15 protein-coding genes and 1 pseudogene are annotated in these 22067 nt (G+C 60.1%); 5 read left to right on the plus strand and 11 right to left on the minus strand.

Annotated features, from left to right (window positions below):
• Positions 1 to 37 precede the first annotated feature (37 nt).
• From HWE17_RS24205 to HWE17_RS24215, 3 genes are read left to right on the plus strand one after another with little or no spacing between them, the layout of a single operon-like run.
• A complete protein-coding gene (locus tag HWE17_RS24205) occupies positions 38 to 1567 on the plus strand; it encodes an ABC transporter ATP-binding protein (RefSeq protein ID WP_176390524.1) in 1530 nt (509 codons plus the stop codon).
• On the plus strand, positions 1564 to 2643 hold the full coding sequence (locus HWE17_RS24210; protein WP_035824975.1) for an ABC transporter permease: 1080 nt from the start codon (positions 1564 to 1566) through the stop codon (positions 2641 to 2643). The genes HWE17_RS24205 and HWE17_RS24210 overlap by 4 nt, the downstream gene beginning before the upstream one ends.
• Before the next feature lie 4 nt (positions 2644 to 2647).
• A complete protein-coding gene (locus tag HWE17_RS24215; protein WP_176390525.1) occupies positions 2648 to 3619 on the plus strand; it encodes an ABC transporter permease in 972 nt (323 codons plus the stop codon).
• Between the two features lie 421 nt (positions 3620 to 4040).
• On the opposite strand, the pseudogene HWE17_RS28785 reads toward HWE17_RS24215, so the two are convergent.
• Positions 4041 to 4625, minus strand: a pseudogene (locus tag HWE17_RS28785) (NUDIX domain-containing protein); the annotation flags it as partial.
• A 75-nt stretch (positions 4626 to 4700) separates the two neighbouring features.
• Between HWE17_RS28785 and HWE17_RS24225 the strand changes: the two are divergent.
• The gene (locus HWE17_RS24225) at positions 4701 to 5465 is read left to right on the plus strand and encodes a DeoR/GlpR family DNA-binding transcription regulator (RefSeq protein WP_035824967.1); all 765 of its coding nucleotides are present in this window, start codon (positions 4701 to 4703) and stop codon (positions 5463 to 5465) included.
• Between the two features lie 49 nt (positions 5466 to 5514).
• Here HWE17_RS24225 and HWE17_RS24230 read toward each other — a convergent pair whose 3' ends face one another.
• The 10 genes from HWE17_RS24230 to puuE all read right to left on the minus strand — a co-directional run bounded on the left by HWE17_RS24230 (position 5515) and on the right by puuE (position 21468).
• Positions 5515 to 6585 carry a S1/P1 nuclease gene (locus tag HWE17_RS24230; RefSeq protein ID WP_176390527.1) on the minus strand — a complete coding sequence of 357 codons (1071 nt, stop codon included), beginning with the start codon at positions 6583 to 6585 and terminating at the stop codon, positions 5515 to 5517.
• Positions 6586 to 6593: 8 nt separating this feature from the next.
• Positions 6594 to 7823 carry a phospholipase D-like domain-containing protein gene (locus HWE17_RS24235; RefSeq protein WP_176390528.1) on the minus strand — a complete coding sequence of 410 codons (1230 nt, stop codon included), beginning with the start codon at positions 7821 to 7823 and terminating at the stop codon, positions 6594 to 6596.
• Positions 7824 to 7839: 16 nt separating this feature from the next.
• Positions 7840 to 9492: a bifunctional UDP-sugar hydrolase/5'-nucleotidase gene (locus tag HWE17_RS24240; RefSeq protein ID WP_255206375.1), complete on the minus strand. Its 1653-nt coding sequence runs from the start codon at positions 9490 to 9492 to the stop codon at positions 7840 to 7842.
• A gap of 212 nt (positions 9493 to 9704) precedes the next feature.
• A complete protein-coding gene (locus HWE17_RS24245; protein ID WP_176390529.1) occupies positions 9705 to 12128 on the minus strand; it encodes a TonB-dependent receptor in 2424 nt (807 codons plus the stop codon).
• 531 nt (positions 12129 to 12659) lie between these two features.
• Positions 12660 to 14147, minus strand: coding sequence for an adenosine deaminase (locus tag HWE17_RS24250; protein ID WP_176390530.1), 1488 nt, complete (start codon positions 14145 to 14147; stop codon positions 12660 to 12662).
• Between the two features lie 12 nt (positions 14148 to 14159).
• Positions 14160 to 15506, minus strand: coding sequence for a guanine deaminase (guaD, locus tag HWE17_RS24255; RefSeq protein ID WP_176390531.1), 1347 nt, complete (start codon positions 15504 to 15506; stop codon positions 14160 to 14162).
• Between the two features lie 9 nt (positions 15507 to 15515).
• Complete coding sequence (xdhC, locus tag HWE17_RS24260; protein ID WP_176390532.1) at positions 15516 to 16583, minus strand: xanthine dehydrogenase accessory protein XdhC; 1068 nt, start codon at positions 16581 to 16583, stop codon at positions 15516 to 15518.
• Between the two features lie 9 nt (positions 16584 to 16592).
• The gene (gene xdhB / locus HWE17_RS24265) at positions 16593 to 18938 is read right to left on the minus strand and encodes a xanthine dehydrogenase molybdopterin binding subunit (protein ID WP_176390533.1); all 2346 of its coding nucleotides are present in this window, start codon (positions 18936 to 18938) and stop codon (positions 16593 to 16595) included.
• A 10-nt stretch (positions 18939 to 18948) separates the two neighbouring features.
• Positions 18949 to 20415, minus strand: a complete 1467-nt coding sequence (gene xdhA / locus HWE17_RS24270; RefSeq protein WP_176390534.1) for a xanthine dehydrogenase small subunit — start codon at positions 20413 to 20415, stop codon at positions 18949 to 18951.
• A 99-nt stretch (positions 20416 to 20514) separates the two neighbouring features.
• Positions 20515 to 21468: an allantoinase PuuE gene (puuE, locus tag HWE17_RS24275; protein ID WP_176390535.1), complete on the minus strand. Its 954-nt coding sequence runs from the start codon at positions 21466 to 21468 to the stop codon at positions 20515 to 20517.
• Between the two features lie 121 nt (positions 21469 to 21589).
• Between puuE and uraH the strand changes: the two genes are divergently transcribed.
• The gene (gene uraH, locus HWE17_RS24280) at positions 21590 to 21943 is read left to right on the plus strand and encodes a hydroxyisourate hydrolase (protein ID WP_070303439.1); all 354 of its coding nucleotides are present in this window, start codon (positions 21590 to 21592) and stop codon (positions 21941 to 21943) included.
• Positions 21944 to 22067: the final 124 nt, after the last annotated feature.

The following is a 22067-nucleotide window of genomic DNA, read 5'->3' on the forward strand; positions in this document are numbered from 1 at the left end:
GCGGCGCGTTTCCATGAAACTATCCAGTTATGAACCTATGCAGCCAGCAGTAGAATTTCGCAGCATTTCCAAGCATTTTGGACATGTGAAGGCGAACGCCGACGTCAGTTTCTCCATCGCCAAGGGCAGTATCCATGGCCTGGTGGGAGAGAACGGCGCCGGCAAATCGACCTTGATGAGCATCCTGTACGGGTATTACCGTGCCGACGGCGGAGAAATCCTGCTCGACGGAAAAGTACAGCCTATCCGCAACAGCCAGGAAGCGATCAACCTCGGCATCGGCATGGTGCACCAGCACTTCATGCTGGTCGAGAACTTCACCGTTCTCGACAATATCATGCTGGGCACGGAAGGCGGTTTTCGCCTGGCCAGCCACCGCACGGAAGCGGAAGCGAAATTGCGCGAAATTTGCGCGCGCTACCGCCTCGACGTCGACCCGCTGGCGAAGATCGAAGACCTCTCCGTCGGGGCGCAGCAGCGCGTGGAAATCCTCAAGCAGATTTACCGCAGCGCCAATATCCTGATCCTCGACGAGCCGACGGCCGTGCTGACGGCCCAGGAAACGGCGTCGCTGTTTGAAATCCTGCGCCTGTTCAAGGAGCAAGGCAAGACCATCATCCTGATCACGCACAAGCTGCAAGAGATCCTGGAAATCACCGACAACGTCACCGTCATGCGCGGCGGCACGGTGGTGGGCGCCGTGGCGACGGCCGGCACCTCGAAAGAGGAACTGGCCAACATGATGGTCGGCCGCCCCATCCAGAGCCACTTGCCCCGTGCACCGTACAATCCGGGCGCCACGGTGCTGGAAGTGGACGGTCTGCAACTGGCGGATGAGCAACAGGTCAAATTGCTGGCCGACATCGGTTTCAACTTGCGCGCCGGCGAAATCGTCGCCATCGCGGGGGTCTCCGGCAATGGCCAGAGCGAACTGCTGGAAATTCTGTCGGGCATGCGCCTGCCGACGTCCGGCAAGCTGCGTTTTCTCGACAAGGACTTGCCGTTTGCCAAGCGCCACGATGCCGACGGCTTGCCGCTGGCCTTCCGCGAGCTGGGTATCGCCCACATTCCGGAAGACCGCTTGCGCGATGGCGTGGTGAAAAATTTCTCCGTCATGCAAAACACCATCCTCGGTTACCAGGATCACCTGAAAAACCGCTGGGGCCTGTTCAACTTCAAGGCCATCGGCGCCCGCTGCGCGGAACTGCTGAAAACCTTCGACGTGCGCCCGGCCAATCCGGACTTGCGCATCGGCTTGCTGTCGGGTGGTAACCAGCAAAAGGTAGTGATCGCGCGCGAAGTGCTGGCCAAGCCGAAACTGATGCTGGTGGGCCAGCCCACGCGCGGCGTCGACATCGGCACCATCGAAAGCATCCATACGCAATTGCTGGCCCTGCGCGACGCGGGCGTGGCGATCCTGCTGGTGTCCGTCGAACTGGAAGAAGTGCGGGCGCTGGCCGACCGCATTCTCGTCATGTGCGGCGGACGCATCACCGGCGAACTGAAAATTGAAGAATTCGATACCACCCGCATCGGTCTGTTGATGGGGGGAATGCATAAATCATGAATAACGACTTGCCACGCTGGGCGACAGCCTTTGTCATGCCCATGTTAAACCTGCTGTCGGCCTTGCTGGTCGCGGCCCTGGTGATTTATATGCTGGGCGAAGACCCGGCCGAATCGCTGTCGATCCTCGTCCACAGCGCCATCCTCAATCCGGAAGGCTTGAGCTACACCCTGTTCTACGCCAGCACCTTCATCTTCACGGGCCTGTCGGTCTCCGTGGCGATGCAGGCAGGCCTGTTCAATATCGGTTCCGAAGGCCAGATGTATATCGGCGGCCTGGGCTTGACGGTGGCCATGCTGGCCTTCGACCAGACCCTGCCCGCCTGGCTATTGATTCCAGCGGCCATGATAGGCGCGGCCCTGTTCGGCGCGCTGTGGGGTTTCCTGCCCGGCTACCTGCAAGCGAAGCGCGGCAGCCACATCGTCGTCACCACCATCATGTTCAACTTCATCGCCGCCAGCCTGATGAACTTCGTGATCGTGAAATACCTGATTCCGCCGGGCGAGCAGAACACGGCCAGCCGCGTGTTCGCGGAAAGCGGCGAAATGCCGCGCTTAAGTACCTGGTTCCCGTCCTTGGGCGACACGCCGCTGAACATCAGTTTTATCCTGGCGATCGCCGCGCTGGTGATCTACGGCGTGATGGTGTGGCGCTCGTCGTGGGGCTTCAAGCTGCGCGCCACGGGCCTGAACAAGCACGCGGCCCACTATGCGGGCGTGTCGATCAGCAAGATGATCATCATCGTCATGCTGATCTCGGGCGCGCTGGCGGGCCTCGGTTCCGTCAATTCCATCATGGGTTCGACGCATTATCTGTCGCTCAATTTCGTCGGTGGCGCCGGCTTCATCGGCATCGCCATCGCCCTGATGGGCCGCCAGCATCCGGTCGGCATCTTCCTGTCGGCCGTGCTGTTCGGCGCGTTGATCCAGGGTGGCTTCGACCTGTCGCTGGAAAAACCGAATATCCCGACGGAAACTTTCATTTTCATCCAGGGCTTGATCATTCTGTTCTGCGGCGCCATGGAAAACTTCTACGCACCGGCCATTTCCGCCCTGCTCAAGCGCACCAAAGGCTAACACCATGACACTCGACGACTTTCAATTCGCCAGCATCCTGGTATCGACCGTGCGCAATGCGCCCGTCCTGATCTTTGCCGCCATGGCCGGCCTGTTCGCCGAACGCAGCGGCATGATCGACATCGGCCTGGAAGGCAAGATCCTGGCCAGCGCCTTCGCTTCCGCCGCCGTGGCCTACACGACGCAAAACCCGTATTACGGCATGGCTGCCGGCATGCTCGTGTGCGTCGCTCTGGCCCTGCTGCAGGCCTACGTCAGCATCACGCAAAAGGGCAACCAGCTGGTGGCCGGCATGGCGATCAACATCGCCATGAGCGGACTGACGTTTGTGTTGGCGCAATTTTTCTTCCAGCAAGGCGGCCGCACGCCCGACCTCGGTTCGGCGCGGCTGTTCGACGTGGTCTTGCCGGGCACGCAGTATGTGGAACATATCCCGTTCATCGGCTGGGTGTATGCCCATTTGATCGGCGGCCATTCCATCCTCGTCTACGTGGCGTTCCTGTTGATCCCGCTCGTGCACTGGTTGCTGTACCACACGCGCTTCGGCCTGCGCCTGCGCGCCTGCGGCGAAAACCCGCACGCGGCCGACTCGGCGGGCGTGAGCGTGGAAGCGACGCGCTACCTGGCCATGCTGGTGGCCGGCATCCTGTGTTCGTTCTCGGGCGCCTATCTTGCCATAGTGCAAAGCGGCTTCTTCCTGCGCGACATGTCGGCCGGTGCCGGCTACCTGGCCCTGACGGCCATGGTGTTCGGCAACTGGCGTCCCGTCTACACCTTCCTCGGCTGTCTGATGTTCGGCTTCTTCGCCGCCATCCAGATTCAAATTGAAGGCGTGGACTTGCCGGTCGTGGGCCGCATCCCCGGCTCCTTGATCCAGATGGTGCCGTACGTGGTCACCGTGATCGTGCTGGCGGGCTTGATGGCGAAATCCATCGCGCCGAAAGCGATCGGCATTCCGTTCATCAAGTCCCGCTAAGTTTCAGCGAGCGCTGGCAAAAAAGCGAAGCTCACGGGCTTCGCTTTTTTTACGCCTGAAGAATTGCGTCCAGCGAGAAATACGCGGGCAGCCCCAGGCTGCGCGCCACTTCCACCATCTGGTCGGCGCCCTGGGAAGCGCCGCCAATACGCAGCACGGCATCGCAATGGCTCAATAAACGCGTTGCATGCGCGTGAAATAGTTCCTCATACACGGCGTCGCCCACCTGGCTTGAGCCTGCCAGCGCCAGCATGGGCAAGGCCAGCCATTCACCGAGCACGGGCATGTGGCCCCTGGCATACAGGGGCAGGCAGACGGCTTGCATGGCCGCCACATTCGCCGCCATCAGGGCCGGATCGTCGCCCGTGCCGGAGCGATACGGGCCGGCAACGAGGATCTGCATGCCTTGTTTGACCGGCATCAAATGCAGCTGCGCATGCTGTAGCAGCATGATGGTCTTGCCGTCGCAGATGCGGCCATCGGCCACCATGCGCATGGCCTGCGCCAAGGGCAGCTCCAGTACTTCGATGTCTTCGCCCTCGTGCGCCAGGCCGCCTCCGTCGCCGATGCGGCTGGCCGGGTCGTACTCGGCGACAAAGAAATGCAAACGCTCCGTCACGGAACCGGGACTCATGAAGGCTTCGAAGACCTTGTGCACTTGTCCCACCCGGTAACCGGTTTCCTCTTCCACCTCGGCGCGGATGCGCTGCTCCGCGCTGGCCTCTTCCAGCAAGCCGGCCGCCGCTTCGATGAGGAAACCATCGTGGCCATCGCGGTAGGTGGGAAAGCGGAACTGGCGGATCAGGATCACCGTGCGTTGGACTTTGTTGTAGAGCAGGATGGTGGCGCCATCGCCACGGTCATAGGTTTCCCGCGTCTGCGTCTGCCATTCACCATCGTGACGCAGATAGTCGAACGTGGTCTTTTGCAGCAGATACCAGTCATGCGACAGGGTTTGCACGTTCTGAATGCGGACCCGTTCCTGCTTGCTGTTTTCTTCGCGCATAGTGTCTCCTTGTGCTTGTCTTTGTCGACTTTATCATGCAAACTCGTGCAATATCAAGAAAATACAAGAAAAACCATGCTGACACATCAACGCAAACAATACCTGCTGGACTTGCTCCAGCGCGAAGGGCAGATCGTCGCCAGGGCCGTCAGCGATAGCCTGGGCTTGTCGGAAGACACGATACGGCGCGACCTGCGCGAACTGGCAAAAGATGGGTTGTTGGAGCGCGTGCATGGCGGCGCCCTGCCCTTGCTGCCGCGCTCGCCCGCGCTGGCGCCGTTTGCGGGGCGCGAACAGATTTCGCCCGAAGCCAAGCCCGCCATCGGCCGCGCGGCGGGCGCCATGATACAAACGGGACAAGTGGTGTTCCTCGATGGCGGCACTACCGCCGTGCAGCTGGCGCGCCAGCTGCCGCGCGACTTGCGCGCCACCATCGTCACGCACAGCCCCTCGATTGCCGTCGAACTGGTGCATCATCCATCGATCGAGGTGCTGATGCTGGGCGGGCGCCTGTACAAGCACTCGATCGTGGGTGTCGGCGCCGCCACAGTGGAAGCCATCGGCCGCATCCGTGCCGACCTGTATTTCATGGGCGTGTCCAGCCTGCATCCGCAAGCGGGCATCACCACCGGGGATTATGAAGAAGCGTGCGTGAAACGCGCGCTGAGCGAGGCGTCAAGCCGCACCATCGTGCTGGCGTCGCCGGAAAAATTCAATACGGCTTCGCCATTTCAAATCGCGCCCTTGAGCCAGGTCAACGATATCATCGTGCACCGCGACGTGGACGACGCCCTGCTCGCGCCCTACCGCGAGATGGGAATCGCCATCACACTGGCATGAAAAAAGCGGCCCGCAGGCCGCTTTCGAATGACATCTTACTGCGGCCAAATTACTGCGGCCAGATCGCCTGCAGCACGGCGGCCAGATGATAGCCGCCCTCGATCAGCTGCTGCTTCGCCAGTGCCGAGCTGGGCACGGGATAGTTGTCGGGCACCGTCAAGCTCCAGACGTTGTAGACCTCGCCCTTGCGGCTCGTCTGCTGCGTGGCCGGGCCAGCCACCACGTCCGTGAAAGCAATCTTCGACGCCGCCAGCGAGGCATCGGCCCACTGATACGGCCAGGTGGCGGGGTCGCCTGTGTTTGCGCTCACTACCGGCGCGCTGGCGATCACGGTGCGGGCGAACTGCTGCGGCGTGCGCGTGCTCAGGCGACGCATGGCGTAATCGACCACGGTCGTATCCCAATACGAATGCAGGGGCTTGGTGGGCGATCTCGGATAGCTGCTGGCAGGCTTGGCCGCGCCATCCTCGGCCGGCAGCGGCGCAGGAATCACGGCATCGGACAAGGCCGTCATCTTCGCATCGTCGAGCAGCAAGTCGTTGCCGCCGCGCGCGTTGAAAATGGCGACGTCATCGATCTGCGCCTGCGTGGCGGGCACGAAAAACTGGCCATCCTTGCCGAGAAACGCATTGCCCACATGCAGCGGCTGGTGGATGTCGCCCACCAGGTGCGTGATCAGAATCAGTGCTTCGCGCTGGCTGAAACCGTGCGGATTGCTGGCCGCATCAGCCTTGCCTTGCAACACCAGGATCGCCTGCTTGAGCGTTTGCACGATATCGTCATCGGCCGTGCCCACGCCATGGTCGTGATAGTGCGCGTTCTGGAACGGCACATTCGTGTAGTGGTATTCGCCGTGTTTCGGGTTCGCCGCCACATACGTCAGCATCTCCGGCGATTGCGGACCGCAATACGTGCCCTTCACGCAATCGGGCCAGTTGGCGATCTTTTCCAGGCTTTCGCCAGGCAACAGCAATTTCGCCACTTGCGCCTGGGCAGCGCTGCCCTTGAGCAATTGATCGGCGATGGCGCCCACGGCGCGGTGGCCATCGTTGCCCCAGGCCAGGACGTTGCCGGAAGCAAAAGCGGCACCCAGCGCCAGCACGCTCAGCAGTTTTTTCATGTTCACTATTACTCCTTGCCTTGCGGCGCGGCCTTGGCCGGTCTCGGATACTGCTTGTTGATGTCGATGGGCTGCGCATACGCCGAGCTCCACGTCTGCTCATGCAGCGCGGCAATGCGCTGCGCCATCTGTTCGTTGCGCAGCACCACTTCCAGGTTGCGCGAGAGGTCGAAATAACCGCCCGCCCAGTTGCTCGTGCCGACCCAGGCCAGCTTGCCATCGATGCTCATGGTCTTGCTGTGGATCACGCGCGCGAACGGGATGAAACCGGTCGACGCCGCGGGAATCGTCACGATACGGATTTCCACGTTCGGCACCAGGGCCAGGCTTTTCAGGTAGGCGATGGCCGGCGCTTCCGTGTTCCAGCTTGACACCATCAGCTTGATTTTCACGCCACGCTGGGCGGCGGCGCGCACGGCGTTGTCGATCACGGCGTAGTACGGCCGCGTACGGTTCGGACCGTAGGACAGCGGCGCGTAGTCGAGCAGCTGGATGCGCACTTCGTTTTTCGCTTCGGCCAGCAAGGCGGGCAAGCCCGTTTCCGAGTCGCCCACGCCAGCCGGGTTGTAGGCATTCGGACTGGCCAGCAGGAAAGCGTTTTGCGCGTAATTGGCAGGCACCACCTTGCTGTTAAGTACCGTGGCGCGGCTGCCTTGCGACGTCAATGCCTGGGCTTGCCAATCCTGTTCGAAGATGGCTTGCACCTGGCTCACCATGGCGGCTTCCGTGATTTTCAAGCCCGTCTCATGGATGTGCTCGAACGAGCGCCAGTCGAAATTCTGGCTGCCGATGTAGGCCACCTGGCCATCGACGGCCAGGTATTTGGCGTGCACGATGCCGTTGCCCGTGACTTTATTGAAATCGATGAGGCGCAAGTCCAGGTTGGGAATCGCCTTGATCTGCGCGATGGTGGCCGCTTCCGACAAGCCCACGCCCTTCTGGTCCAGCAGGAAGCGGATCTTCACGCCGCGCTGGCCGGCGGCCGTCAGGCTGGCCAGCACTTTTTCAAAAGCCGTGCCCGGTTTGCTGACGGCATAGAACTGCGCGATGACGATCTCTTTCTTGGCCGAATCAAACAGCTCGCTCCACACGGCAACGGGCTCGCGCAGGTCGGGATTCGTCAGGCTGGTTTCCACGGGCGAGGTGTGCACCAGCTCAAAGCCGGGAATGGTGAAGTCCGCGTGGGCCGTGCCCGCGAACAGGGTAGTGACAAGCAGGGAAACAAATAAACGACGCATGGTTTTTCCTTGTAAATTATTTGACGCGCACGATGCGGCCGGCCGCCGTGGCGCTGCCCGCCGGCTTGCCGGCACGGGCACGGTCGATCAGGTAATTGCTGAAGGCGTCGATGTCGCGCACGCCCGTGTCGAGCCGGCGCGTGCCGGCCGCCAGCACGGTGAAGCGGTCGCCGCCGCCGGCCAGAAAACTGTTGGCGGCGACTCTGTATTGTTGATTGTCGTCAAGGGGAATGCTATTCAGCATGATGCTGCCCGGCAGCACACGCTGCCCCTGCGGCTTGGTGCTGTCCCAGCGATAAGTAAACCCTTCGGATACTTGCAGCAGATTGCCCTCGCCCGCCTCTGCTCCTGGCCATTGCTGCTCGAGCAAGGTACGGATTTGCGCACCGGACAGACTCACGACGATCAGCGTATTGCCGAACGGGACAACTGCCTGGTTCTGGCCCACGTTCGTCATCATGTCGGCGCCCGCTTCCAGATCCTTGCGGATGCCGCCATTGTTCATCAAACCGATTTGCGCGCCGGCGGCGCGCGCGCCGAACAGGGTGCTGTCGGCCACCAGGTCGCCCAGCGGGGAAGCGCCGCCGCCCTTGGTGCTGCGGCCCACGTTCGGCACGGCGATGGCGGCCACGGGACGCGACAATTCCGCCGCGCTGCGCTGCTTGACCGATTCCAGGTAGGCTGCGACGGCCGGGTCCGGCTCATACATGCCTGGCAGCATGACGACGTTTTGCGCGCTGGCATCGACGACGGCATTCTTGACGGGATCGACCTTGAGCTTGATGCGCGTCAACATGTGACCGCCCATCTGCGCTTGCGTCACGAGGCGGCCATCGACACGGCACAGATAACCCTGGTGCGAATGGCCGCTGATGACCAGCTGGATGGCCGGGTCGAGGCGTTTCACCACGTCGACCACTTCGCCTTTCAACTGGCTGCAGTCGGGCTGGTCGACGGCTTCCTTCGTCTCGCCGCCCTGGTGCAGCAGCACGACAAACACGCCCACGCCCTGCGCGCGCAGTTGCGGCAAGGTGGCGTTGATGGCGTCCGCCTCATCGCCGAACTGCAGGCCGGCAATACCGGCGGCCGTCACGACGGACGGCGTATCTTTCAGCACGGCGCCGATCAGGCCCACCTTGACGCCATGCGCCTCTTCGATGCGGTAGGCCGGCAGCAGGGGCTTGCCCGTTTGTGTATCGATGACATTGGCCGCCATATAGGTGTAGCTGGCGCCCTTGAAGTCCGGCGTAAACTTGCACGCCTTGTCGGCGCGCGACGATTCACAGCCACCGCGCTGCTGGCGCAGCAATTCCGCCTTGCCCTGGTCGAATTCGTGGTTGCCGACAGAACTGGCCTTCATGCCCAGCATATTCATGGCGACGATGCTCGGCTCGTTCGCCCACAGCGCCGACATGGCGGGACTGGCACCGACCAGGTCGCCATTGCCGACAAAAATCAGCTGCGCATCTTCGCGCCGCCATGCGGTGAGGGCGCCGGACAAGGTATCGATGCCGCCAGCCTGCACCGTCTTGCGCTCGGCATCGGCAACGCTCGTGTAGCTAAATTTGCTGCGGTCGAGATTGCCGTGAAAATCGTTCAGGGCGACCAGGTTGATGTCGACGGGCGCCACGGGATAAGTGGCGCAACCGGTCATCAACAGAGCAAGCATGAGCAGACATGGCAGCCTCGATGGAGGCCGGTGGAGGGAAAGGGGTGGGATCATGAGGAGACTCCTGGACGGGGCGGCGCCAATGGCAAAGACGGTGATACATCCTTACCCATAAAAAAAACAGGCCCGAAGGCCTGTACTCTTGCTATCTCAGCCTGGTAGAAACAACTCCGTGCTGCCCGGCAGGACAGTCACGAAGTTGACAGCCATGCTTAGAAGTCGACGCGCAGGGTGACCGATGCAAAGCGCGGCGCACCCATGTAGTAAGTTGGTGCGCGACCGGCGAATGTACCAGCAGCCGTAACGATATCATTGGCGCCAATACCAGTACCGGAACTTGGATTGCGGTACTCACGGTTCAGCAAATTCGATACGTTCAAGGTCAGCTTGGGATTCTTGAACATGCCGAAAGATGGCAACTGATATGCCGCATCCAGGTCAACCAGGGTGTACGCTGGTACTTCCTCGTCGTTCACCAGAGTAGCGTATTGCGATGCGGTGTAACGAGCCTTTACGCGAACATACCAGGCGTTGGTTTCATAAGAAGCGCTCAAACCGGCTTTCAGCTTAGGCGACAGCGAGAAATTCTTGCCAGCGGTTGGTGCATAACCAACAATGGTTTTGCCATTGACGGTTTTGGCGACCACGGCCAGATCATCTTCCATCTTGGTCTTCAGGTAGCCGAGCGAGCCATAAACCGACCAGCCGTTGATCGGCGTGTTACCGACTTCCAGCTCGATACCTTTGTTACGCACTTTGCCAACGTTGGTCGTCAGGCTGGTCAGCGTGTTTGGATCGATTGCGGTTGCCTGGCGATCTTTAAAGTCTGTGTAGAAAGCCGTCAGCGAGGTCGAAATGTCCTTGGTTTGATGACGGTAGCCAACGTCCAGGCTCCACGACACTTCAGGCTTGACGTCCTTGACGATACTGGCAACGCCATTCGTGACGGTCACGTACGGTGGGTTGTTCGGTGCCAGCACGAAGTTGTTTGGCGCACGCATATTCTTCGCCAGGCTGGCAAAGATCTGGTCGTCGTTGGTAACACGGTAACGCGCGCCCAATTGCGGCAACACATCCGAGTAAGTCTTCGACACGTTGTACGTGGTTTGCGAATTGCTGCCTTCGCTGGCGTTATTGGTGAAATCACGCTTGATGTAGGGAGCACGCACGCCGATATTAATATTCAGCTTGTTGTCCATCAAGGTGATGGTATCTTGCAAGAACGCTTGGTAAGCCGTGCTGATCGTCTCCCAATCGCGGTTTTGATACAAGGTGCCGTCTGGACGGGTAATCAGGTTGTTGCGCAGCCAGATATCCGGTGCGGAACCATCAGCATTGACCAGTTGGCCAGGTGCCGTTTGACGGTGATTCGCACGCTCGTACCAGATGCCACCCAGGATCTGGTGATCGCCCACGTTATACGTGATCGAAGTCGTGACACCAGGACGATGGGTGCGTGTCAGGCTGCCGCGATAGATCGATACGGTGTCGAGGCTGTCGCCGTCGCCGTTCACATCCTTGCTGGCGGCGATCTTGCCGGTGACCGGATTGAGGAAGCTGCCGGTTTCTTTCAGCGTATTTTGCTGCACGCCGCCAGTGCCGAAACCATACCAGTAGTAAGGTACGACTTTCAGATCCAGATCTTCGGCCAGACGGAATTTACCGATCGCCGACGCGATGACGTTTTCAAACGGATTCAGGGCCAGCTTGTAGTAAGCGGCTGGCTGGCCAGTGCCTGCCTGTGCGCCGGAAGCACTTGCCTTGCCTGGGCTGAGTGCAGCCTGGCCAGCATAAGTGGAGCTGTAATCAGCGTCGTAACCTTCGGTGGCCAGCTCTTTCAACGTGAGCGAGCGGAAGTTGTTATTAATCGCGCGGTTATAACCGATAGAGGCGTGGATGTAATTAAAACGATTCCAGTCGTAATTGAAGCCAACGTCAACGTGGGTACGATCGGCTTTACCCTTGCCTTTCCATTTATCCGCTTGCGCATTCGACACCGACATGAATGCCTTGGCTTTGTCATTGGCAAAACGGCCGGTATCCACACGCACATACGACTTGGCCAGATTCAGCTGACCCAGGGTCTGCATGACGCGCACACGGAATTTATCTTCTGGATCGCAGGTAGTAATACCAAAGTTACCGCCAGTTGCGCCCACTTGCGGGGAGTCAACGTCGGTCGAACCTTGGGTCACAAATTGCGAGCAGGTATTTTCCTGGTCTACATATTCTTGTGGAAATACAGCGAAATTGCCGGAGTCATTCACAGGCACGCCGTTGACAGTCGCGCCGATCTGATCGCTGTTGAAGCCGCGCATGGCCAAGCCACCGCCAAACAGACCAGTCGCATCGTAACCATAGGTGTTCACCGATGGCAACAGGGTCAGGGCGTCATATGCATTGCCGGTTGGACGCTGTTTTGCCAATTCTTCGGCCGTCACGGTACTGCGTGCCTTTGGCGCATCTTCCTGCACCATCAAGCCCATACCAACTTTTTTCCCGGTGACGGTCACCGTCGACGGCGATACCGTGCCTTCAGCACTTTGCGCATGCGCAGTAGAAATGCCGAAGCAAGCCAGTTGGCATGCCACTGCGATCATACTTAGTCGCAATTTTGGTTGTTGAATGAACTGCATTTGAACCCCCTAGAGTGTGTTGTAACTTACAAGATTTTGACTTGCTTATATTGTGGTGAAACACGGAAACTATCCAACTAGACACGGCAGTATAAAGATCGAATATTTCAAATCCGTTACACGGATATGACCGCAATGTGACAGGAGCCGCTAGACATCCTGAATTGTCACAAAAGCGATAGCAAAAATGACTTATTCAACTCTTCGCCGTCCAACTATGCATTAAGGTCTGTAGGCTGACAAATACGTTTTTTTTTAATAATTTATATATAAAAAATATAAATCACCGCTGGAAGCCGCATTTTTTGTATCAACCGAGCAAGCTCACCTCATCGGGGCGAAATTATAGATGAGCGGCAACACTTGGAAATTGTTTCAGAAAATAATTGCAAGAAAGCACTACCAGCGCATCATTTTTTGTCGTAAAGACACAACAAAAACGATAAAAGGAGGGTTTTGTAACTATGAAGATCAGGAGCTTACGCGACCGCTAGTTGCGGTCGCGTAGCAGGCAGGAGAGGTGAAATACTTTTACGGTTTTACAACAGTTGCTTTGCGAACACTATTTGCGATCAAGGCTTCAAAACGGGTGAAACGGGCATCGAGTGCTTTCAGCAAGCGTTGCTTGTCCGCTTCCGCCAAAAACGAATAACGCAGGCTGTTGTAGGACAGCTTTTTGATTTCCGCATAATCGGTCTTGTACTGGCTGGCAAACAGCACGTACTCATTCGACAGGGTATTGCGCGACACGCCCGCGTCATCGGTGGAAATGACGAAGGGCACGCCATACTTGCGGTACAGGGTGATCGGATGTGCCTGCCCCTTGATACCAAGAATGTAATCGTTGCTGGTCAGGTTCACTTCCACGGGAATGTTACGCTCGCGCATTTTCTGCATGGTCGCCAGCGCATTGTTTTCGTACGCGATATCCATGCCGTGGCCGATACGGTCGGCGCCCGCCACATCGACGGCTTCGGCGATATGGAACGTCATGCCTTCCGGCGGCACCATGCCCAGCGCCAGTTCGCCCGCGTGCAGGGCGATCTTGACGTTCGGATACTTAGCCTTGAGGAATTTGAACATTTCCATGTGCAGGCTGTAGTCGCGCATGGACACGTTCACGCTTTCTTGGCCCACGATGTTCACGCCCACCAGCAGCGGATTCAGGCTCGCTGCCTTAAACGCGGCCACCATGGACGAGAACACTTGCGATGGGGACAGGAAACGCAGCACATATGCCTGGTAGCGCATGGTGAAGTTCGCATCGTCGATGCCGGCGCTGCTGGCGTTGACGTTGTCGTTGTAGGCGGTGATGCTTTTCTGGAAGCTGGCGTCTTGCTCCAGGTTTTGAGTCCAGTTGGCCAGCACGGCTTGTAACGCCGCCGGCTGCAAGCCCGGCGCCAGCACTTGCTGGTCGAACTGCGTGCTTTGCACGAATGGCGACAGTTCGAAAATCGTCTCGATATAGCTGAGGTTTTCCGCGATGGCGCGCTGCTTCAGGGTTTTCAGGCCATCGGCCGTGTTGCTCGACGCGACGGGGCCGAAGTAACCGAAGGTGTCAAAAAAAGTGCGGTCCGGCGGCGTCTGGATGGCGCCGTGGTTATAGAAATCCTTGGTCGACCAACGCTGCAGCAACTCCGCATACAGGCCCGCATCGGCAAACACTTCCGTGGACGACAGGCAGCCACGCTGCAAGGCCGGCTTGGCGCGCTCGGCCGCCACGACGTCCTTGTTGCTTTCGATGCGATAGGTCGTCTTGTTGACGCAATAGTTTTCCTTGTCGACCCAGTCAAGGAATTGCTCGGCGTAAATGGCGCCCGAGTAATGATGATGCAGATCACCGCCCTTGGGCATCATGGAAAAGAACAGGCTCAACTCGGCTGTCTTCGGCTGGGTGCCCGAGACCAGGGCGGCAAAATGGCGCGCGGTGGCCGCTTCGTTGGAAGACGGGGCGGCCTGCGCCGTTCCGGTCAATGCCAGCGCGGCGCCAAGCGCCAGGCCAGTGAGTTTCTTGTGCATTCGCGTTCTCGCTCAGGATAAATCGTATGGAACAACGGGTAGGTCAGCCCTGCCCCGCACATGCACGCATTGCCCGCCTGAATAGGTGGCGGCCACGGCGCGGTCGTCGCCCAGCAGCGCAAAGGCAAACAGCAATTCCTCCAGGCTTTGACAGCCAGCCGTGCGGCGCTCGAGCAGCGGCGTCGATTGCTTGTCGAGCACAATAAAATCCGCTTCCGTGCCAGCCTTGAAATTGCCCAGCGTGCCTTCCAGTTGCATGGCGCGCGCGGCGCCCAGGGTCGCCAGGTAAAACATGCGCAAGGCGGGCAGATAGCTGCCTTTCAAGCGTGCTACTTTATAGGCTTCGTTCATGGTTTGCAACATCGAGAACGAGGTGCCGCCGCCCACATCCGTTGCCAGCGACAGCAGCACTTTCGCCGCATCGGCCCGCTCGAAATCGAACAGGCCGCTGCCGAGAAACAGGTTAGACGTAGGACAAATGGCGGCCGCCGACGATGTTTCGGCCATGCGCGCGCGGTCGCGCTCGTCAAGCCAGATGCAGTGGCCGAACATGGCGCGCGGGCGCAGCATGCCGTACTGGTCATATACATCGAGGTAGCTGCGCGCCTGCGGATGCAGTTCGCGCACCCAGCGGCATTCATCCTCGTTTTCCGACACGTGCGTCTGCAGATACGTATCCGGGTAAGCGCGCGCCAGCTCGCCCGCCAGGTGCATCTGTTCATTCGTCGATGTCGGCACGAAACGCGGCGTGATCGCATACAGCGAGCGACCGTGCTTGTGCCAGCGCTGGATCAGCTCCTCGCTGTCGCGCGCGCCCGACTCGGCCGTGTCGCGCAGGAACTCGGGACAATTGCGGTCCATCATGACCTTGCCCGCCACCATGCGCAAACCGCGCGCCTCGCTGGCGCCAAAGAAGGCATCGACCGATTGCGGATGCACGCTGCCATACACCATGGCCGTCGTGGTGCCGCAGCGCAGCAGTTCATCAAGGAAAAACTCGGCGACGTTGCGCGCATGGGCAGGGTCTTCAAACGCGCGCTCGGTAGGGAAGGTATACGTTTCCAGCCACGGCAGCAAACCGGGCGCGGGCGAGGCGATCATTTCCGTTTGCGGGAAGTGCAAATGGGTATCGATGAAACCTGGCACGATCAGCTTGCCCCGGTAATCGACGATCTGCGTGCCGGGCGGCAAAGTCGGCTGCAGCTGCGCATAATCGCCGGCGGCCACGACCTTGCCATCGGCCACGATCAGCAAGCCGTCCGCATGCCAGGCGTGCGCCTCCTCGCTAAAGGCGGGATCGGCGTGGAAGTGCAGCAAGCTGGCACGGTAAGCTTGCAATGTGGCAGGAACAATCGGCATGACTTCTTTCTATAACGGGTGAATGGCGGCGCGTGCTGGGCGCCGCGGTGGCGCGCTGGCAGAGGCCAGCCGCAGCGGTGTGGCCAGGGCGGCGGCAGCCGCTTCCTCCCACACCATCAGTAATTGACAGGCAACGGAGGCGGCGATTACGGCCGGTGCCTTGTTGCGGATGCCGGGCATGCCGATCGGGCACACCATGGCGGCGATGCGCTCAGCGGGCACGCCGCGCGCCTGCAGGCGGTGCTCGAACTGCTTGCGTTTCGTGTGCGAACCGATCAAGCCGAACCAGCCCGCATCCTCGCGCTCCATGATGGCTTGCGTCAAGCGTTGATCGAGCGCATGGCTATGCGTCATGACAAGAAAACTGCCGCCCGGCGGCGCCATGGCGACAAACTCCTCGGGCGTATCGGTGGCGGCGATGCGCACATTATCGGGTAGTTGCGCGGGAAACATGTCTTCGCGTTCATCGACCCAGGTGATAGTGCAGGGCAAGTGGGCCAGCGCGCGCACGATGGCGGCGCCCACGTGGCCGGCGCCAAACAAGGTCAGGTGCGCGCGCGGCGCCAGGCACGGGTCGACCAGCCAGCGCCGCCCTTCACTGTCCTGCGCCACGTGGGTTGCGCGTTCGCGGGAAAACGTGTCGGGTGCCTGGCCTGGCATGCCGGCGATCAAGCTGCCGGCGGCATCGAACAGAACGGACGCGCTCTCGCCGTCGAGCGCCGTCAAACGCCAGCTGTCTTGCTGACGGCGTTCGCGCAAGGCGGCCAGCAATGCATGCAGGCTGGCATCGACATATTCAAAAGCCAGGTGAACGACGCCACCGCAGCATTGCCCCAGACTGGGGCCCAGCGCGAAACGTTCGAGCCGCGCATGGGTATCTGCCGTCGCCAGCATGGTCTTGGCGATTTCCACGGCGCGCAATTCCAGGTGGCCGCCACCGATAGTGTCCATTTGACCATCGAGCGTGACGCGCATCTTCGCACCCGCCTCGCGCGGTCCGGAACCTTCCACCAGAGCGACCGTCACCAGCACGGATGCCTGCGTGTCATTCTCGATTGCTGTCAGCCAGTCGCTCATCCGCGTCTCCTAGGCGCCGGCATGCGCCGCTTGCACGGCCATGACCGCCTTGAGGATTTCCTCGCTGGTGGCAGGCGCATTCAACGGTGGCTGCACGGCATGATGGCCCACGCTGGAAATGGCGTCGCGGATGGCAAAGAACACGGAAAACGGCAGCAACAGCGGTGGCTCGCCCACGGCTTTCGAACGGTGGATGCTGTCTTCCACATTGCGGTTCTGGAACAGGTTCACACGGAAGTCTTCCGGGCAATCGGAAATGCCGGGAATTTTATACGTCGATGGCGCGTGCGTCATCAGCTTGCCCGCCGCATTCCACCACAGCTGCTCCGTCGTCAGCCAGCCCATGCCCTGGATAAATGCGCCTTCCACTTGACCCAGATCAATCGCGGGATTGAGCGACTGGCCCGCATCGTACAAGGCATCGGCGCGCAGCAACTTCCATTCACCGGTCAAGGTATCGACCACCACTTCGGCCACGGCCGCGCCATACGCATAATACGAAAACGGATGCCCCGTCATCGTCTTTGCATCCCACGATAAACCCGGTGTGGCATAAAAACCATCCGACCACAGTTGCACGCGAGCCAGATACGCCTTCTGCACCAGTTCGGCAAACGCAACGACGTGACCATTCACGTGGAGATGGTTATCGAAGAAGCGCACGCAAGCTGCCTCGCCGCCATACAGTTTGACCGCGTAATCGGCCAGGCGTTCACGGATCTGGCGTGCAGCATCCTGCGCCGCCTTGCCGTTCAGGTCGGCGCCAGTGGACGCCGCCGTGGCCGACGTGTTCGCCACCTTGCTGGTATCGGTGGCAGTGGCCCGTACTTTGTCCAGGTCCAGACCCAGCTCGTGCGCCACGACTTGCATGACCTTGGTATTGATGCCCTGCCCCATTTCCGTGCCGCCATGATTGACCAGCACGGAGCCATCCACGTACACGTGCACGAGCGCACCGGCCTGGTTCAGATGCGTGACGTTGAAGGCGATGCCGAATTTCAAGGGCGTGAATGCCAGACCCTTCTTCAACACGGGACTGGCCTCGTTGAAGGCGTCGATGGCGCGGCGGCGCGCGCGGTAATCACTGCTCTCTTCCAGTTCAGCAACGAGCTCATGAATGACGTTGTCGACGATGGTCTGCCCGTACGGCGTGACGTTACGCCCTTCCGCATCGTTGCGCCCATAGAAATTGAGCAGGCGGATATCGAGCGCATCGCGTTGCAAATGGCGGGCGATTTCATCGATCACGTACTCGATGGCAATGGCGCCCTGCGGCCCGCCAAAGCCGCGGAAAGCCGTGTTCGACTGCGTGTTCGTCTTGCCGCAGGCGGCGCGGATGTCCACGTCGGACAAATAATAGGTGTTGTCGAAGTGGCAGACGGCGCGCGTGGCGACGGGACCGGACAAGTCGGCCGAGTAGCCGGCGCGCGTGGTCATGTCGACCTTGGCAGCAAGGATCTTGCCATCGTCGTCGTAGCCCACTTCGTACTCATAGTAAAAACAGTGGCGCTTGCCCGTCACCAGCATGTCGTCGTCGCGGTCGGCGCGCAATTTCACGGGACGCTTCAGTTTCGCCGCCGCGATCGACGCGGCCGCCGCCCACAGGGCCGACTGCGATTCCTTGCCGCCAAAACCGCCACCCATGCGCCGGCATTCGACGGTGATGTTGTGCGAATGCACGCCCAGCGCATGCGCCACCACGTGCTGCATTTCGCTCGGATGCTGGGTCGAACACAGCACCAGCATGCCCTGCGCTTCTTTCGGAATCGCGTAGGAAATCTGTCCTTCCAGATAAAACTGTTCCTGCCCGCCTACATACAGCTGCCCCTTGACCACGTGCGGCGCGCCCTCGAACGCTGCCTGGTAATTGCCGCGCGTCAGCTGCATCGGCGGCAGCACATACGATTGCGCGGCCTTGGCCGCTTGCGGCGTCATGATCGCAGGCAATTCATCGTACGACACCTGCGCCAGGCGGGCGGCGCGGCGCGCATGGTCATGCGTATCGGCCACCACGATGAAGATGGGCTGGCCTACGTATTGCACCAGTTCCGCAGCCAGGATGGGATCGTCATGGATGATGGGGCCGCAATCATTGGTGCCGGGAATGTCGTGTGCCGTGTAGACGGCAATGACACCCTGCGCCCTGCGCACGGCCGACAAATCCATGGCCGTAATGCGCGCATGCGGTTTTTGCGACAGGCCCAGCGCTGCGTGCAAGGTGCCCTGCAACTCGGCGATATCGTCCGTGTACGTGGCTTGCCCCAGCACATGCAATTGCGCCGATTCATGCGGGCTGGGCTTGCCCACGGCGGCCCAGGCGGCTGCTTGCAATTCGGGCGTGGCAGGATGGTTCATGCTGGTCCTTTCAGGCGCGGCAAGCGTAGGCGTTGACGGCGGCGCGTTGCAAAGGCGCACCGGGGCGTGTTTCCAGCCAGAAGCGGCGCAACAGGTTTTGCGCCGTCGTCATGCGGTAGGTATTCGACGCGCGCATGTCGGACAGGGGCGCGTAATCGTCGGCCAGCAAGCGCATGGCGATAAGCAGATTGTCTTCCGTCCACGCCTGTCCGCGCAAAAACGCTTCCGTTTGCGCGGCGCGCTGCGGCGTGCCCGCCATGCCGCCAAAGGCGATGCGCGCGTCAACAATGCGCTCGCCATCGAGTTCAAAGGCAAACGCGGCGCACACGGCCGAAATATCCTGGTCAAAGCGTTTCGCCAGTTTATACGTGCGGAAATGCACGTCGGCACGGGGCAAGGGCACGCGCACGGCTTCGACGAATTCTCCGGGTTGCAAATCTTTCTTTTGGTAAGCCAGATAGAAGTTTTCCAGCGGCATGATCCGCTGGCCACCTGGACCGTGCAACACGATCTCGCTGCCCAGCGCAATCAGCCATGGCATCGAGTCGCCGATGGGAGAACCATTGGCCACATTGCCGCCCAAAGTGCCGGCGTTGCGGATTGGCAAGGAGGCAAAGCGTTGCCACAGTTCCGACAGCTCATCAGAATAATGCTGGCACAGCGCCGCATAGGCATCGTTGAGGCTGGCACCGGCGCCGATGTGCACCTTGCCATCGTCCACGGCGATGGTTTTCAGCGCCGCAACGTTGCCCAGATAAATAATGTCGCCCAGGTCGCGCAGCTGCTTGGTCACCCACAAGCCGATATCGGTGGAGCCTGCCAGCAGACACGCTTGCGGCTTTTCCGCACACAGCGCCACCAGTTCCTCGACGGTGCGCGGCGCGTGGAAGTGCTGGCCGCCATGTTCATACGTAGTCAGGCTGCTACGCTGCAGCGCCTGCAATTGCACTCGCAACGCATCGCGGTCGAACGTCACATGTGGCAACTCGCCCATGCGTCTGGCGGCATCGATGATGGGCCGGTAGCCCGTGCAGCGGCACAGATTGCCCGACAGGCTGTCGTCGATTTCGCAACGCGTGGGCGTCTCGCCGTTTTTTTTCAGATACATGCCCCACAAGGACATGACAAAGCCGGGGGTGCAAAAACCGCACTGGGAACCGTGGCACTCGACCATCGCCTGTTGCACCGGGTGCAAGGCGCCGTCGGGTTGCTGCAAGTCTTCCACGGAAAACAGGGCCTTGCCATCGAGGGTGGGCGTGAGCTGGATGCAGGCGTTGACAGCCTTCATCTCGACCTGGCCATCGACCAGGCTGCCAATGACCACCGTGCAGGCGCCGCAATCGCCCTCGGCGCAGCCTTCCTTGGTGCCCGTGCAATGCAAATCCTCGCGCAGGTGCTGCAACACAGTCTGCGTAAGGGCGGCGTCACGTACTTCCTGTACGGCACCACGATAGTAAAAGCGGATAGGTTCTGACATGCTGGCCTCGGTATAGTCCCAGTATAGGAGATTAACACCGGCATATGAGACAACTATATGCAAAGACTGATTTTACTTATCATCTTATCTCAATAGAACTCAGTCCTGGAATGGATGCGTCGCATGCCAATGTTCGGCGATATCGATGCGGCGCGTGATCCATACCTGCTCATGGCCCTGCACATAGTCGAGGAAGCGCGCCAGCGCCGCGGCCCGTCCAGGCCGTCCCACCAGGCGGCAATGCAAGCCCACCGACAGCATCTTCGGCTGATTCAAGCCGTTCGGATCGCCTTCAGCGTACAGCACATCAAAGGCATCCTTCAGATAGTCAAAAAACTGCGTGCCCGAATTAAAGCCTTGCATGGCGGCAAAGCGCATATCGTTCGTATCCAGGGTATAGGGCACGATCAGTTGCGGCTGCACGGCCGGCATGCCGGCGGCATCCGTGTACGCCACCTTGTCCCAGAATGGCAGGTCGTCTCCGTAATAATCAGCGTCATAGCGGAAACCGCCATGCTCGACCACCAGTTTGCGCGTATTCGGCGAATCGCGCCCGGTATACCAGCCTTGCGGGGCGGAACCCGTCAATTCGCGAATGATCTGTACAGCTTCGCGCATGTGTTCGCGTTCCGTCGCCTCGTCCATGTTTTGGTAGGAAATCCAGCGCAAGCCATGGCAGGCGATTTCATGCCCCAATTGCTGGAAGGCGGCCACCGCCTCCGGATTGCGTTTCAAGGCCATCGATACGCCGAAGACCGTCAGCGGCAGGCGCCGCTCCTCGAACATGCGCAGCAAGCGCCACAGCCCGGCGCGCGAACCGTATTCATAAATCGACTCCATGCTCAGGTGGCGCGCGGGAAAGGCGGCCGCACCGATCATCTCCGATAAAAACGTTTCCGATGCGGGATCGCCATGCAACACGCTGTTTTCCGCCCCCTCCTCGTAATTGAGGACGAATTGCAGCGCGATGCGCGCCTTGCCCGGCCATTGCGGATGGGGTGGCGTGCGGCCATAGCCGATCAAGTCGCGTGGATAATCTTCGTAATTGTTCATGCGGAAGCGCGCCTATAGGAGGACAATGTTGGCTATATGCCCAATCATATAGCCAGGCGCAGTCACCGGTATATGATTTGCACGATAAGCACATTCACTCACCCTATATACAGGATAGCAAATGGGAAAACTCAGCACGCATGTACTCGATATCGCCCACGGCAGGCCCGGAGCCGGCGTCAAGGTTGCCCTGTTTTCAGTCGCGCCGGAAGGAAAAGTACTATTGAAGATGGATATGACGAACAGCGACGGCCGTTGCAGCACGCCATTGCTGGAGGGCGAGAGCATGAAAGCGGGCCAATATGAGCTGGTGTTCAATGCTGGCGACTATTTCGCCGCCCAAGGGGTGGAACTGCCCTCGCCCCGCTTCATCGATCTGGTGACGCTGGCCTTCGGTATTGCGCATACGGATGAAAATTATCACGTGCCGCTGGTGGTGTCGCCCTGGTCGTATTCTACTTACCGCGGTAGCTGATGCCACGAGGCCAACAATGTTGTCGGATTACGCCACGCTAATCCGACCTACCGGACTTTACATGACCGTAGGTCGGCTTAGCGCGCAGCGCGTAAGCCGACACCACCCGCGGCGTATCAAACCG

Origin of the sequence: Janthinobacterium sp. BJB401 (assembly GCF_013372745.1) — a bacterium.
In the GTDB taxonomy this organism is placed as follows: Bacteria; Pseudomonadota; Gammaproteobacteria; order Burkholderiales; family Burkholderiaceae_D; genus Janthinobacterium; species Janthinobacterium rivuli.

What these genes read in the sequence shown, in the direction of transcription:
- HWE17_RS24245 (WP_176390529.1), bottom strand. Translation starts at nt 12,128, where the DNA reads ATGCAGTTCATTCAACAACCAAAATTGCGACTAAGTATGATCGCAGTG.
- HWE17_RS24225 (WP_035824967.1), top strand. Translation starts at nt 4,701, where the DNA reads ATGCTGACACATCAACGCAAACAATACCTGCTGGACTTGCTCCAGCGC.
- xdhC (WP_176390532.1), bottom strand. Translation starts at nt 16,583, where the DNA reads ATGAGCGACTGGCTGACAGCAATCGAGAATGACACGCAGGCATCCGTG.
- HWE17_RS24215 (WP_176390525.1), top strand. Translation starts at nt 2,648, where the DNA reads ATGACACTCGACGACTTTCAATTCGCCAGCATCCTGGTATCGACCGTG.
- HWE17_RS24205 (WP_176390524.1), top strand. Translation starts at nt 38, where the DNA reads ATGCAGCCAGCAGTAGAATTTCGCAGCATTTCCAAGCATTTTGGACAT.
- uraH (WP_070303439.1), top strand. Translation starts at nt 21,590, where the DNA reads ATGGGAAAACTCAGCACGCATGTACTCGATATCGCCCACGGCAGGCCC.
- HWE17_RS24235 (WP_176390528.1), bottom strand. Translation starts at nt 7,823, where the DNA reads ATGCGTCGTTTATTTGTTTCCCTGCTTGTCACTACCCTGTTCGCGGGC.
- HWE17_RS24210 (WP_035824975.1), top strand. Translation starts at nt 1,564, where the DNA reads ATGAATAACGACTTGCCACGCTGGGCGACAGCCTTTGTCATGCCCATG.
- puuE (WP_176390535.1), bottom strand. Translation starts at nt 21,468, where the DNA reads ATGAACAATTACGAAGATTATCCACGCGACTTGATCGGCTATGGCCGC.
- HWE17_RS24240 (WP_255206375.1), bottom strand. Translation starts at nt 9,492, where the DNA reads ATGCTTGCTCTGTTGATGACCGGTTGCGCCACTTATCCCGTGGCGCCC.
- HWE17_RS24250 (WP_176390530.1), bottom strand. Translation starts at nt 14,147, where the DNA reads ATGCACAAGAAACTCACTGGCCTGGCGCTTGGCGCCGCGCTGGCATTG.
- HWE17_RS24230 (WP_176390527.1), bottom strand. Translation starts at nt 6,585, where the DNA reads ATGAAAAAACTGCTGAGCGTGCTGGCGCTGGGTGCCGCTTTTGCTTCC.
- xdhB (WP_176390533.1), bottom strand. Translation starts at nt 18,938, where the DNA reads ATGAACCATCCTGCCACGCCCGAATTGCAAGCAGCCGCCTGGGCCGCC.
- xdhA (WP_176390534.1), bottom strand. Translation starts at nt 20,415, where the DNA reads ATGTCAGAACCTATCCGCTTTTACTATCGTGGTGCCGTACAGGAAGTA.
- guaD (WP_176390531.1), bottom strand. Translation starts at nt 15,506, where the DNA reads ATGCCGATTGTTCCTGCCACATTGCAAGCTTACCGTGCCAGCTTGCTG.